The sequence below is a fragment of the Sphingobacterium sp. UDSM-2020 genome (assembly GCF_016132525.1).
In the GTDB taxonomy this organism is placed as follows: domain Bacteria; phylum Bacteroidota; class Bacteroidia; order Sphingobacteriales; family Sphingobacteriaceae; genus Sphingobacterium; species Sphingobacterium anhuiense.
In genome coordinates, this window is record NZ_CP066166.1 from 4,330,302 (window position 1) to 4,344,726 (window position 14,425).

At 37.0% G+C, this 14,425-nt stretch carries 9 protein-coding genes and 1 pseudogene; 8 read left to right on the forward strand and 2 right to left on the reverse strand.

Annotated features, from left to right (window positions below; translation table 11 throughout):
* The first annotated feature begins 42 nt into the window (after positions 1-42).
* From JAZ75_RS18150 to JAZ75_RS18175, 6 genes are all read left to right on the forward strand, one after another.
* Complete coding sequence (locus JAZ75_RS18150) at positions 43-4,359, forward strand: CusA/CzcA family heavy metal efflux RND transporter (RefSeq protein ID WP_208697280.1); 4,317 nt, start codon at positions 43-45, stop codon at positions 4,357-4,359.
* Positions 4,360-4,365: 6 nt separating this feature from the next.
* Complete coding sequence (locus JAZ75_RS18155) at positions 4,366-5,724, forward strand: efflux RND transporter periplasmic adaptor subunit (RefSeq protein ID WP_208697282.1); 1,359 nt, start codon at positions 4,366-4,368, stop codon at positions 5,722-5,724.
* A 227-nt stretch (positions 5,725-5,951) separates the two neighbouring features.
* Positions 5,952-6,833 carry a bestrophin family protein gene (locus JAZ75_RS18160; protein ID WP_208697285.1) on the forward strand — a complete coding sequence of 294 codons (882 nt, stop codon included), beginning with the start codon at positions 5,952-5,954 and terminating at the stop codon, positions 6,831-6,833.
* Positions 6,834-6,959: 126 nt separating this feature from the next.
* Complete coding sequence (locus JAZ75_RS18165; RefSeq protein WP_208697287.1) at positions 6,960-8,996, forward strand: heavy metal translocating P-type ATPase; 2,037 nt, start codon at positions 6,960-6,962, stop codon at positions 8,994-8,996.
* Between the two features lie 170 nt (positions 8,997-9,166).
* The gene (locus JAZ75_RS18170; protein WP_208697288.1) at positions 9,167-9,949 is read left to right on the forward strand and encodes a phosphatase PAP2 family protein; all 783 of its coding nucleotides are present in this window, start codon (positions 9,167-9,169) and stop codon (positions 9,947-9,949) included.
* 11 nt (positions 9,950-9,960) lie between these two features.
* Positions 9,961-10,167, forward strand: coding sequence for a hypothetical protein (locus tag JAZ75_RS18175; RefSeq protein ID WP_021191155.1), 207 nt, complete (start codon positions 9,961-9,963; stop codon positions 10,165-10,167).
* Between the two features lie 114 nt (positions 10,168-10,281).
* Here JAZ75_RS18175 and JAZ75_RS18180 read toward each other — a convergent pair.
* Both JAZ75_RS18180 and JAZ75_RS18185 read right to left on the reverse strand, forming a co-directional pair.
* A pseudogene (locus JAZ75_RS18180) lies at positions 10,282-10,395 on the reverse strand (IS982 family transposase); the annotation flags it as partial.
* 202 nt (positions 10,396-10,597) lie between these two features.
* On the reverse strand, positions 10,598-11,257 hold the full coding sequence (locus JAZ75_RS18185) for a DUF6266 family protein (protein WP_208697290.1): 660 nt from the start codon (positions 11,255-11,257) through the stop codon (positions 10,598-10,600).
* An 887-nt stretch (positions 11,258-12,144) separates the two neighbouring features.
* On the opposite strand from JAZ75_RS18185, the gene JAZ75_RS18190 reads away from it, so the two are divergent.
* Positions 12,145-13,062: a helix-turn-helix domain-containing protein gene (locus tag JAZ75_RS18190; protein WP_208697292.1), complete on the forward strand. Its 918-nt coding sequence runs from the start codon at positions 12,145-12,147 to the stop codon at positions 13,060-13,062.
* Positions 13,063-13,253: 191 nt separating this feature from the next.
* Positions 13,254-14,411, forward strand: coding sequence for an efflux RND transporter periplasmic adaptor subunit (locus JAZ75_RS18195; RefSeq protein WP_132767659.1), 1,158 nt, complete (start codon positions 13,254-13,256; stop codon positions 14,409-14,411).
* Positions 14,412-14,425 lie beyond the last annotated feature (14 nt).

Below are 14,425 nucleotides of genomic sequence, written 5' to 3' on the forward strand. Positions count from 1 at the left end.
GGATTAATTATTTTATTAAGCGTTAAAATAACTAAATACATTGTGTTAGATCGTATTATTAAATTTAGTATCAAGAACAAGATCATTGTAGGTATAATGACTTTGTTGCTTATCATATGGGGAGCGTGGAGCGCAACAAAATTACCCATAGATGCTGTTCCTGACATTACAAACAATCAGGTTCAGATATTTACCTCCTGCCCGACATTGGCAGGACAGGAAGTCGAACAGCTAGTCACATTTCCTATAGAACAAAGTATCGCTACAGTTCCAAAAATAGAAGAAATACGTAGTATTTCCAGATTTGGTCTTTCAGTAATTACGGTCGTTTTTGAAGAGGATGTCGATATCTATTTTGCAAGACAGCTTATCAATGAACGATTAAAAGAAGCTGTTGATAAAATTCCTCCGGGTATTGGAAGTCCAGAAATGGCACCCGTAAGTACTGGACTAGGAGAGGTTTATCAATATATCATTCATCCTAAAAAAGGAAGTGAAAAAAAATACAATGCAAAAGACCTGCGTACGATGCAGGATTGGATCGTCGCTAGACAGTTATATGGTACTCCAGGCATTGCTGAAGTAAATAGCTTCGGAGGGCAATTAAAACAATACGAAGTGGCCGTTAATCCAGACAAACTGAAAGCCATGGGAGTTAGTATTCCCGAAATTTTCACAGCACTGGAAAAGAATAATCAAAATACAGGTGGTGCATACATTGATAAAAAACCAAATGCATATTTCATTAGAGGAATAGGTTTGGTCACTTCATTAGACGATGTTAAGCAAATTGTCGTCAAGAGCTCGGGCGCCGTACCTATATATGTGCGTGATGTGGCTGATGTTAGATTTGGCAGTGCCGTGCGTTACGGTGCGCTGACTTACAACGGTGAAGTAGATGCTGTAGGAGGTGTGGTGATGATGTTGAAGGGCGAAAATAGTAATGAGGTTGTTAAACGTATAAAGGAAAAGCTTCCCACGATCCAAAAATCGCTACCTGATGATGTCACGATTGAACCGTATTTGGATCGAACTGATTTGGTAGGTCGTGCCATCAGCACTGTCGAGAAGAATTTGATTGAAGGTGCATTGATCGTAATTTTTGTACTGGTACTATTCCTTGGTAATTTCCGCGCAGGATTAATTGTGGCTTCTGCTATTCCACTCGCGTTGTTATTTGCATTAGGAATGATGAATGTTTTTGGTGTAAGTGCCAATCTAATGAGTTTGGGCGCGATAGATTTTGGACTTATTGTCGATGGAGCCGTCATTGTGGTTGAAGCAACCATGCATCATCTAGGACTTAGAAAGTCGGTGAATAAGCTCACGCAAAACGAAATGGATGATGAGGTTTTTTTATCAGCATCTAAAATACGAACTAGTGCAGCTTTTGGAGAGATTATTATCTTGATCGTATACATTCCCATTCTTACTTTGGTCGGAGTAGAAGGTAAAATGTTTCGCCCAATGGCGCAAACAGTTGGTTTTGCAATTTTTGGAGCATTGATACTTTCTTTAACATACATTCCAATGATGTGTGCTTTAATTCTTTCAAAAAAACCAAATCACAAAAAAACATTTAGTGATAAAATGATGGATATGTTACAAAGGTTATATCAACCATTGTTACAGAAAGCAATCAGAATCAAGTATCTAATAGTGGGATCTGCAATAGGATTATTTGTGCTTTCACTTGTTGCCTTCAGTAGAATGGGGGGGGAATTTATACCGCAACTACAAGAAGGTGATTATGCTTTTCACTGTATACTCCCGCAGGGAAGTTCATTGAATCAAAGTATAGAAACTTCCATGCAGGCATCCCGTATAATTAAGCAGTTTGATGAAGTCAAAATGGTGGTGGGAAAAACAGGTGCTGCCGAAGTACCCACCGATCCTATGCCGCCAGAGGCAACCGATCTAATGGTTGTACTGAAGCCGCAAAGTGAATGGAAATCTAAAAGAACATATCCTGAATTGGCGGACGCCATCATGGAAAAACTTGAAGTTATCCCAGGGGTGTTTTTTGAAAAGAATCAACCCATTCAAATGCGTTTCAATGAGTTGATGACAGGAATAAGACAAGATGTTGCGGTCAAAATATTTGGCGAAAATATCGATACACTAGCCTCATATGCGCAACAGGTAAGTACCGTGATTCAAAGTGTGCAGGGGGCGACTTCTCCACAAGTGGAGCGTGTAGGTGGTCTTCCTCAGATCAACATTGAATATGATCGTACAAGAATCGCAAATTACGGACTGACCATACAAGATGTAAACGATGTGGTCAGCACTGCTTTTGCAGGAAAGAGTGCTGGACAAGTATATGAAAACGAAAGACGTTTTGACTTGGTTGTTAGACTCGACAGTGCAAATAGAGGTAATATTGAAGATGTAAGCAATCTGATGATTCCAACAGCTAAAAATATACAGATTCCACTGTCCCAAGTAGCCAATATAAATTACAAGTTAGGTCCAGCTCAAATAAGTCGTGAAGCAGGAAAACGTAGAATTGTAATCGGATTTAACGTCTCGGGTAGAGATGTGCAAAGTGTAGTCCAAGAAATACAGCAGCAGTTATCCGTAAAAATTAAGCTGCCACCTGGGTATTATTTCACTTATGGTGGGCAATTTGAAAACCTGAAGAAAGCAAGTGATCGTTTACTGATTGCAGTACCGATATCCTTGATGCTTATTTTTATGTTACTGTATTTCACTTTTCATTCATTTAAACAAGCAACATTGATCTTTACTGCAATTCCGATGAGTGCTATCGGAGGTGTTTTTGCTTTGATGTTGCGAGGTATGCCATTTAGTATCAGCGCCGGAATTGGTTTTATTGCACTGTTTGGTGTCGCGGTACTTAATGGTATCGTCTTGATCGGCACTTTCAATCAATTAGAAAAAGAAGGTATGATGGACGTCTTTCAGCGGGTTAAAGAAGGGACTATCGCAAGGCTTCGTCCCGTATTGATGACTGCGATGGTGGCTTCTCTCGGTTTTTTACCGATGGCTATCAGTACAAGCGCTGGTGCGGAGGTTCAAAAACCGTTGGCAACAGTTGTCATTGGTGGATTGATCACAGCTACTTTTCTAACATTATTTGTATTGCCATTGTTGTATATCATTTTTAATTCGAAATTAAATATGAAAGGAAAAAAGAATATGAAAACCTCAGTACTGATTTTTGTACTCGGGTTAGGAAGCATTTCATCTGTTTATGCACAGCAACGAATTACCGTTGATAATGCTGTAAGAACAGCATTGATTGGAAATCGTCAATTGGAAGTCAATACGGCTCAGATACGTAGTGCTTCATTAAATATAAAAACAGCTAACGATATTCCTAAAACTGGCGTATTTGCAGAAAATGAAGATTATCGTCCATCTGACAAAGTTGGTGTTTTAAAAATTGGGGTGTCTCAAAGTATTGCATGGCCAGGATTATACGCGGCTCGTAAAAATTATTTCAAACAGCAACTGAAATCTACAGAGCTCAATACGAATGTGCTCAATACGACTATAAAAAGAGATGTTAGAACGGTCTATTATCAACTTTGGTATTTGCAGGATAAAGAAATTCTTTTTCAAAGGTTAGATAGTATTTATTCTTTGTTATTTAAAACGACAGAAGTACGGGTTAGAACCGGTGATGTTGCCAAATTGGATCAGATAGCAGCTGAAGCAAAGCTTCGGGAACTGCAAGCTTTTATTGCTCAAAATAAAAAGGAAATGACCGTGCAACAGCAGCAGCTCATGATGCTTTTAAACCAAAACGAATGGTTGTTGCCACTAGCACAGCCACTTGAAAAAATTAATATAGAGTTGTCGGAAAATAGTGGATTACATCCCCTTCTGGCTGTGCAGGAGCAAAATGTAAATATTGCGGCTTCTAATATTAATATTCAGAAAAACACCAATAAACCGGAGTTTTCAGGTCGTATATTTAGTCAACGTTTATGGGGAGCTAAAAATCCATATACAGGATTTTCTGTCATGGCTTCTTTTCCTGTGTTCGGTACTGGAGCATATCGTAATAAAGTAAAGGTGGCTGTTGCGGAAAAAGAAATCGAAGAAAAAACGCTTTCCTACCAAACGCAACAGTTGCAAACACAAAGAACATCTGCTATCGCTGAAATAGAGAAAAATCTTTCCCTGTTAAATTTCTATGAAACAATGGGGTTGCGGCAATCTGAAGAAATAATCAATGCTGCTAGCCTGAGCTACAGAACAGGGGAGATCAGTTTTGCTGAATTGGGGCAGTTCTTTAATCAAGCGATAGGCATTCGCCAAAATTACCTGGATGTATTGAATCAGTTCAATCAATCAGCTATTCAATTCAATTACTACGATAACAAATAAGAAACAATGAAATTCATAGGAAAATTATTAGCTACAGCTATTCTCATCACATTTCTTAATAGTTGTGGGGATAAAACTCAAAAAGGAGCAGACAGTACTAAGGTGTCAGAAGTAAAGAAACCTGAGGCACCGAAAGAAGAAGGGCATGGCGATGAAGAATCTTCAACTATAGCATCACTCACACAGGATCAGATCAAAGCTGTAGGAATTACACTTGGAATAGTTGAAGATAAAAACCTTACAGCTACAATAAAGGCCAATGGTGCGTTGAGAGTGCCAAATAATAAGAAAGCGAATGCAACATCACTTTATGGTGGTGTTATTAAAAGCTTACGTGTTCAATTGGGAGATTATGTACGCAAAGGTCAAGTAATTGCTACCATTGAAAATCCACAATTTATACAATTACAGGAAGAGTATATTTCAATTGATAGCAGAATCACTTTGGCACAGCAGGAATTACAGCGTCAAAAGGAACTAAACCAAGGTAACGCTGGAGCTTTGAAAAATCTTCAGTCTGCTACAGCTGAGGTCAGTACATTATTGGTACGTAGAGCATCCCTGCAAAAACAAATACAGTTGATGGGTATTAATCCTTCTGGTATTACTGCCGGCAATTTAAGAGCAGCGTTAGTAGTCACAAGTCCTGTTAGTGGAACAATAAGCAATGAATTTGCGAAGATCGGTAGCTATGTTGATGTCTCTTCACCAGTTGTTGAGATTGTAGATAATAGCTTGTTACATCTTGATTTACAGATTTTTGAGAGAGATCTTCCTTACATGAAGATTGGACAAATGGTCAATTTTAATGTGACCAACAATCCGCAGCTCAATTATAGCGCTAAAGTGTTTAGTATCGGTTCTTCGTTTGAGAGTGAAAGTAAAACTATTGCTGTCCATTGTACTATTGTAGGTAACAGCAAAGGACTGATTGATGGGATGAACATAATAGGTATGGTCAGTATAGCAAATACTATGGCATCTACAGTACCTAATGATGCCATAGTGGAAGCCGATGGAAAGTTTTACGTATTTGTTCATACGGATAAAGAAGCTGAAACCGGTCACGAAGAAAGTGATCATGAACAAGCGAATCACACACATCAGGAAGGTAAAAATCATGACTATAGTAGTGAAAAGGAGCATGCGCATCAAGCTGGTGAAAAGCACGATCATGTCGCAGAAAATAAGGGTCAGGAATCAAAAATGAATTTCGAAAAAATTGAAGTAGCAAAAGGAATTTCAGAACTGGGATACACGGTGATCACACCAGTGACCACAATTCCTAAAGATGCCAAGATCGTTACGAAAGGTGCATTCTTTATCAATGCTAAGTTGAGTAATACAGGAGGACATGAACATTAAGTTTGAAACAAAAAAGTGAGTTTTGATATTGGTAGTAAAATAGAAAAACTTAGATATAAGTTTTTCTATTTTACCACTATAAATGAGGTTGTTTGAATAGATTGGGAAAATAAGACAGTACTAATTGTATTAAATTTTAAATGGAGGGATCAATTACTAGTAGCTGGTTTCCCAGTCTTGATCTAGTCAGTAACAGACTATATTTTTTCACTTATTAAATTGTTTTTATGTTATTAAACAAAAAAATATCCATCTGGTATTTTATAAATGAAATCAAATCTCAGTTCTTGGTGATCTGTGTCTTTGGTGTCACCATGGGATTGTTAGATTTGCATCCGATATTTAGAAAAGTATCATTACCCCTTAGTGTTCCCGCTATGGTAGGGACAGTTGTTTCCTTATTAATGGCATTTAGAACAGCACAATCTTATGAAAGATGGTGGGAAGCGAGAACAATTTGGGGTGCTATAGTAAATGACTCTAGAACGCTAATCAGACAGTTTATTCAATTTGTAACCGAAAATTCGAAAGAGGAAGTTAAGCAATTTGCGGAAAGACAAATTATCTGGACTTATGCTTTGGGACAAGCTTTACGTAAAGAAAAGTTTTCACGAAAGATTCAATCGTACCTCGATATCCACCAAATCAGAGCTGTAAACATTCCTAATGCTTTGCTGGATAAGCATTCCGAAACTATCAAAAAACTGTCTTCTGAGGAAATAATAACAGAATTTAGACAAGTACAACTCAATGAAACAATAGCTCGTTTGTGTGATAGTATGGGTAAATGCGAACGTATAAAAAATACCGTTTTTCCAAGATCTTACAGTCTGCTGGTACATACCCTAATTTATGTTTTTGCGACCATTCTGCCATTCGGATTAGATGATTCACAGCTTACTGTTGAAATAGTCATGACTGTTTTAATGCCGACCCTGTTTATCGCTATTGAAAAGACAGCGATCATTATGCAAGACCCTTTTGAGAATACTCCTGTAGATACGCCGATGACAGCATTGGCGCAGACAATCGAGATTAATCTATTGGAAATGATTGGAGAAAAGGAAATACCAGTAAAAGTGCAGAGCGACACTTATTATGAAATGTAATATCAGAATTTTATCGTTGTGATGCATTCAATCGTTCCCCATATAAAGAGCGTATTAAGAACCATCACTGAAATCATTTTGCGCTATTAAAATGCAAAATATTATAAACTAAATTAAAGAAAATTTATGGAACATAAACACAAATACGATGCACAAGGCAGACAAGTCTGTTGTACGCAAACGGAAAAAGTGTATAAGAATGCAGGAGCACAAAACCTGCTAAAAGAAGGGCATCGACAAGACGATGGGCATGATCATGGACATAGTAATGATGATGGACACAATCATGCAGAGGGAGAAAGTAGTATCTTCAAGATGTTTCTTCCGCCTGTTTTATCCTTGATCTTATTATTACTGGCAATCTCATTTGATAACTGGATTCCACAGCAGTGGTTTGAAGGCTCTGTTCGATTTATATGGTATCTTCTTACTTATGCAATCGTGGGATTTTCCGTTGTTAAAGATGCTATTTTAAGTATTCTGAAAGGAGAGATATTCTCCGAGTTTCTACTTATGAGTATTGCTACGATCGGTGCTTTTTTTATCGAAGAGTATCCCGAAGGTGTCGCTGTTATGCTGTTTTATGCTGTGGGAGAAGTATTTCAGACACTAGCCGTGTCTAGGGCACAACGTAATATCAAAGCTTTATTGGATCAGCGTCCCGACGAAGTAACCATTTTAGAAGATAATAAGCCGAGAGTGATTAAGGCTGAAGAAGCTCAGCTGGGCGCTATACTTCAGTTGAAACCAGGAGAGAAATTAGGTCTTGACGGTGAATTATTGACAGATAATGCTTCCTTCAATACTGCAGCCCTCACCGGCGAAAGTAAGCCCGACACCAAGAATAAAGGAGAATCTGTATTGGCAGGAATGATCAATTTGAATACGGTGATTCAAGTCAAGGTGACGACAGCATATCAAGATAGTAAGCTTAGTAAGATTTTGGAACTGGTACAAAATGCAACTTCCCAAAAAGCTCCAACAGAATTGTTTATCAGGAAATTTGCAAAAATATATACCCCCATTGTTGTATTTATGGCCGTAGCAATTTGCTTAGTGCCCTATTTCGTCGTTAGCACCTATATTTTTAATGACTGGCTTTATCGGGCTTTGGTATTCCTCGTTATTTCCTGTCCATGTGCTTTGGTAATTTCTATACCATTGGGATATTTTGGTGGAATCGGTGCCGCGAGCCGCAATGGTATATTATTTAAGGGAAGTAACTTTTTAGATAGTATAGCAGTGATTCAGAATGTGGTAATGGATAAAACAGGTACAATGACAGAAGGAGTTTTTAAGGTGCAGGAAGTTGTTCTCAATCCAACATTTGATAGAGAGGAGATTCTTAAGCTTGTAAATGCCATTGAAGGGCTCAGTACACATCCTGTGGCGACTGCCATACACGAATTTGTTGGTGAAATCGACAGTTCCATTGCATTACATGATACAGAAGAAATAGCGGGTCATGGGTTGAGAGCTTCCAGCAATGGTAAGGAACTTTTGGTTGGAAACTTTAAACTTATGGATAAGTTTAGTATCAACTATGATATTGATCCGGCATCTATAGTTTATACTACTATAGCCATTGCTTTTGGTGGTTTATTTGTCGGGTATATCACGATTGCAGATAGTATCAAAGAAGATTCGAAAAAAACTATTGAACAATTGCACAAGCTAAATGTTAAAGTCACCATGTTAAGTGGCGATAAAACAACAGTAGTGAAATATGTTGCAGATCAGTTAGGTATAGAGAATGCACTTGGAGACCTATTGCCCGAAGATAAAGTCAACAAAGTAAAAGAGATCAAAACCAAAAATGAAACAGTAGCTTTTGTGGGGGACGGTGTCAATGATGCACCTGTGGTTGCACTAAGTGACGTAGGGATCGCAATGGGTGGCTTGGGTAGTGATGCTACTATTGAAACCGCCGATGTTGTTATCCAAGATGATAAACCATCAAAAATTCCAATTGCCATCAATATTGGTAAAGTAACAAAAAAGATTGTTTGGCAAAATATCACGTTGGCATTTGTGGTAAAAGGCATTGTATTGATACTTGGGGCCGGCGGAATCGCTACAATGTGGGAAGCAGTCTTTGCTGATGTTGGTGTATCGCTGATCGCCATATTAAATGCTGTTAGAATACAACGTATGAAGTTTTAGTCTTTCCAATATTCCTCTATTTTTTTGAGAGGTTTTAAGATTCATGATCAGTCAGAAGATCATTGAGATGACGAATAATTTCCTTTAACGGTACATTTTATCTCTACTTTCCAATTTACGGAGAGCAGGGATAAATATGTTTTTTTTAATATTACTAACATATAAAACAAATGACTTTAAGCAAGATCCGCGTATTAATTACCATAACCATTTTAAATGTAGCAACCTCTTTCTCCCAAACACCAGACAGCAAAAAAAATAACATACAGATGGATTCTTTGAAATATAGGAATGAGTCACATAAACTCACTTATAAAAAAATGATTATCCCGCTAGGGTTGATTACAGCAGGAGCAATAAGTTTTGCGATTCCTGCATTAAAAAAAATGGACCTAAGTACCAAAATAGAAGTATCTCATGAACAACCAGCACAGACAGTATGGGATAATTATACGCAGTATTTCCCCGCTGTAATGGTCTATGGACTTAACGTTTCGGGAGTTAAAGGTTTACATAACTTCAAAGATAGAACAATCATCTATACCGCTTCGCAATTAATTTCAGCGGCTATAGTTACACCCGCCAAAAACATAATTGCAGAAGAGCGTCCTGATGGATCGAACAGGAAATCATTTCCTTCAGGTCATGCAGCTACCGCATTTTCCACTGCGCACTTTATGTACAGAGAATACCGAGATTACAATACTTTACTAAGCTTATCAGGTTATCCCTTTGCTATTTTTACAGGAGTTTACAGAATTATAAATAATAAACACTGGGTGACTGATGTTGTAGCGGGGGCAGGAGTAGGAATTCTTTCTACAGAGCTCGCTTATTGGCTATACCCGAAGGTAAGTGCTGTATTTAATAAACAGTATCGAGACAAAGAACAGATTATACTTCCATATTATCAGTCCAGGGCATTTGGGCTTTCTTATGTATTGATATTTTAAAATTTTGTAAAATGAAACAGGTAAGAAAAATTCAGAGTACTAAAAATAAAGTTCCTAGATCAAAACAACAGCATAAAAATAAATATAATATAATTAAGAAAGTGTTGCTCATAGTATTGAGTGTAATTTTAATTTTAGCAATTATGGAGCGCATAAAAGATTATTACATTCATATAAGTGGGAAAGCACATAAAACCAATGTGCGTAAGACACGTTGAGTTTATGTTATGATTGAAAGCTATTCATATCATAATAAAAGATATTTAATTACAAGTGTCTCAGTGTTTGAAATAATCTCTTTGAAATTATAATTATTAAACCCGTTGTGCATTTTAAATAGTGCTAATTTTTAAATTATTGATATTTCTGTTGAATATATTTTTGTTGATGTACTGAATGACAGTCATCGCGGTAATCTTTGTTAAAATTCTGGTCTTGAACCCTTCAATGATTTGGCGTAATTTGCTAGTAGGCTGTTCATTCTAAATCGTTTTGCCGTAAAAACAATTTACTGATTATCAGAGTATGAACAACTTATTTATAGCCCTAAATCATAATGCACAACGGTTTTCTTTAATTTATTAAATCTGTTTCAAAGGTCGTAACTCCAGTTTACATTCACCCTGGAATAATGACACATGATACCGCTCAAACCTTTATATTACCCAGGTGCATACTGTCTGTATTACCACCACCATAGCTCTCTACAAAAAAGATAAACACTTCATACGTCACTTCCTTTTTAAGTTTCGGGATTTTAACATTCTGTTTGCCGGATATTAAGCTGTCTTTCGAGTCGTTCATCAAAAGTGGATATTCAGCCCCATTATCTTCTGCATTATACAGGATTAAGAAGGAATCGTAAGACCTGGTGTTAAACTTCTTCTCCAGATAGAAATCATATTCCCAGGTAACCCGAATCACTTGATTTTCTTGATCGAAATCCATCGTGTAGGAAGTGATGGGATTCGGGCTTCCTTTGGCAATCATAAATTTCTGCCAGTCAACTACAAAATCGTCTTCTTTTTGAATAAGTGCTTCGTTCAAATTATAAGACATCGCCACATCATATGCCCGCTTAGGATAGCTGTATGCCTTATAACCAATATTGATAACGGAATTTAACATACTAATATGCGACCTCACAATTTTGAAGCGTGTTCTACTGAGCAGCTGCTCAGGTGTAGGTGCCCGTTTTTTAACGCGGGGGAGAGAACGCACATAATTTCCTGTTTTCGTTAAGACAAACACAACAGAACCTGCTTTCCCGGAAACAGTCCCATTAACGCCATTTTTGATGATTGCCATAGTTACCTGATTAGTTTATAGATAATTAAGATAAACATTAAAACGGAAACATCCTAATACCAAATTTTAATTAATAGCACTTTTTACTCAATTTTTATACAGTAATCAGTCAATATTGATACAATCTACACTGAGTGATTACTGAGCAAGAACTGAATAAGCACTGAACAAATAATGTTAAAAGGTATAATTTGATAATCATCTGATCTTCGTTTGCTGCACCTAAAAATTAAAGAGAGGAACCTCCGTTTGTGTAACAAAAATATTCTGGCTGAAACTCATTGCACTTAGCAAAACTGATGAAATGGAAGAAATAGGCATGAGCCTGCTTTGTTACGATGTCTATTTCCATGGTTTTCCAGTTTATGTTCATTAAATTCCGGCAGAAATCTTTTCGATACCGATAGGACAAAAACTCAGGCTGATCTCCTCAAGATCGCTCAGCGAAGGGCGCCTGCGTTGCATGGGTAATTGCCGCTCTGTTGATATTTCTCTTAAAACTCCCAATATTCTTTCGTAATTTGCTAATAGGTTGTTAATTCTAAATCGTTTTGTCGTAAAAACAGTTTACTGATTATCAGAGTAATGAACAACTTATTTATAGCCCTAAATCATAATGCACAACGGGTTTATTAATAGAAAGAGTAGTATTTATTTTTAGACCTGATTCTAAAGAGCAATCAAAAGAATCAGGTTTTTTGCTTTTCAACGATACAATTTTACAAACGATAACAAACATTTGTGTCTACATTTTATAACTAATAATAATAAGATTTAGTGAAGAAAGATAATAGATAATTTTCCCTTCTGACTTTTGACAGAGAATTGTCAAATAAATAAAAATAGCGAATTAAACGTAAGTTTTAATTTTAACTTAGACGTGCGCTATGTTAGCGTTTGAGATTATGGATCGTCGAATTACATTTTTTACTTTAAAGGAGTTTGTTGCCGAGCAGATGAACAAACAACAGTATGAGGGGTTTACTATCTGTCATTTGCAGAAAAGTAATATGACTGATATTCGTTCATACGAGCCTATGCGTACCGATAGCTTTGGCATGAGTATTATCCTAAAAGGAACGCTCGGCATGCGGATTGGTTTTTCGGAACAGGAAATCCACGAAAACATGGCTTTTTTACATTCACCGACAACAATTATTGAATTTTTGGAAATGAATGATGACTTAGAAATGATCAGTTTTATGTTTTCCTTAGATTTTGCGAAAAAAATAGGTATGTTTTTTCAAGGCAAATCCTCATTAGACTTTCTATTCGACAATTATTTAAAAGTATTTTCTTTACGCGAACCTGTAGTTAAGCGATTTGTAGTTTATCTTGAACATTTAAGAGAGGTAAATCTAAGTCCCACACCAACCAAACATCAGGCAGAAATTATTAAAAGTACTTTCGCATTGCTCAACTATGAAATAGAATCCGAACTTATGGATCATGTTATCGGCCAGGTGGTACTTAGTGGCCGCAAAGAAAAATTATGCTTGGATTTCATTACTCTGGTTGTAGATCAATTTCATACTCACCGTTCTGTTCAGCACTATGCGGATTGCTTATTTGTGAGTCGAAAATACCTCAGCAGGGTTATAAAAGAAGTTACAGGGTTAAGCCCGCTGCAGATTATTGAACAAACGTTGATGGCTGAAGTGACAGCTAAATTACGGTCTAATTTTTACTCAATCTCAGATATCATGCAACAATTGAATTTTAGTGATTTACCTACTTTTAGCAAATTCTTTAAAAAGAATACAGGTCAATCCCCGATTCTGTATCGTAAAGAATTATTAACTTAAATTTATCCCGAACTAATTTAGTGTCTTTTTGACAAGTTAAAGCTCCCTTTAGACTTTTTAACCGATTTAGTCAGATATATATTTGTATTAATTGTACATGAGGAGAAAAGATGGGGTCTGAAGTCCAATATTTTAGTGACTAACCCTTCTTTTCGAATCTTTAAATATAGCGAGAACATAATATATTTTAAATGAATCGGAAATTAGTTGTTCAATCAACATTGCTAGGCTTAAGCCTAGGATTCCTAACAAGTTGTGGTCAAAAACCAAACCAGGGAGGGGAGGCACCCGCAGCCTTAGAAGTTCCAGTGATGATACTTCAAGAAGAAAATGGAATATTAACAAAAACTTATGCAAGCAGCATTGAAGGAGTTGTAAATGTTGAAATCCGTCCACAAGTTTCCGGTTATCTGGCTAAGATCTTTGTTGATGAAGGTGCATTTGTCAGGGCTGGGCAGACTTTATTTCAAGTGGATGATCGTACCTATAAAGAGCAGTATAAAAATGCGCAAGCATCTATTTTAGCAGCAAAGGCGAATCTGTCCAATGTTAAAATAGATCTAGATAGGAAAAAAGAATTAGTAAGTAATAAACTCGTATCTAATCTACAGGTTGACCAAGCACAGGCAACGTACGAAGGTGCCCAAGCGGCTTTAGCGCAGGCAAATGCCGTTTTTGAAACAGCGAAAATTAACCTTGAATTCTGTACAATCAAAGCTCCGGTCAGTGGCACTATAGGTCGTATTCCTTATCGATTAGGAAGTCTCATTAATCCTGCTGCAGTCGAACCCTTAACGCTCTTATCAGATACGCATGCCGTATTTGCATATTTCTCAATGAGTGAAAACGATTTTGTTAATTTTCAGGCAGCATTACCGGGAAACTCTGTTGCTGAAAAGTTGAAGCAAGCCGCTCCTGTAACTTTAAAAACAGCTAATGGACAGGACTTTCCACATTTAGGAAAAATTGATGCTATTGAAGGTCAATTCGACAAGAATACAGGTTCGATCAGTCTTCGGGCAAAATTTGAAAACCCGCAAGGACAATTACGAACAGGAAACACAGGGAAAATAGCATTAGATCAACATATTGAGCAGGTTGTTGTGGTTCCGATCACAGCAACGACAGCCATTCAAGATAAAATTTATGTCTTTACGATCAGTAAAGAAGGAAAGGCGGTACAGACGCCAATTGAAGTAAGCGGTAAACAAGAATCTCAATACTTCGTCAAATCAGGTGTTACAGCAGGTGATCAGATAATTACAAATGGACTTAGTTTCCTTCAGAATGGTATGCCTGTTAAGGTGAAATCCGCAACCACAGTAAAAGATAGCGTGAATAAATCTTAACAACCATTTATCCT

Coding starts and splice junctions, on each gene's coding strand:
- JAZ75_RS18155 (WP_208697282.1), top strand. CDS start 4,366: ATGAAATTCATAGGAAAATTATTAGCTACAGCTATTCTCATCACATTT.
- JAZ75_RS18160 (WP_208697285.1), top strand. CDS start 5,952: ATGTTATTAAACAAAAAAATATCCATCTGGTATTTTATAAATGAAATC.
- JAZ75_RS18165 (WP_208697287.1), top strand. CDS start 6,960: ATGGAACATAAACACAAATACGATGCACAAGGCAGACAAGTCTGTTGT.
- JAZ75_RS18170 (WP_208697288.1), top strand. CDS start 9,167: ATGACTTTAAGCAAGATCCGCGTATTAATTACCATAACCATTTTAAAT.
- JAZ75_RS18175 (WP_021191155.1), top strand. CDS start 9,961: ATGAAACAGGTAAGAAAAATTCAGAGTACTAAAAATAAAGTTCCTAGA.
- JAZ75_RS18185 (WP_208697290.1), bottom strand. CDS start 11,257: ATGGCAATCATCAAAAATGGCGTTAATGGGACTGTTTCCGGGAAAGCA.
- JAZ75_RS18190 (WP_208697292.1), top strand. CDS start 12,145: ATGTTAGCGTTTGAGATTATGGATCGTCGAATTACATTTTTTACTTTA.
- JAZ75_RS18195 (WP_132767659.1), top strand. CDS start 13,254: ATGAATCGGAAATTAGTTGTTCAATCAACATTGCTAGGCTTAAGCCTA.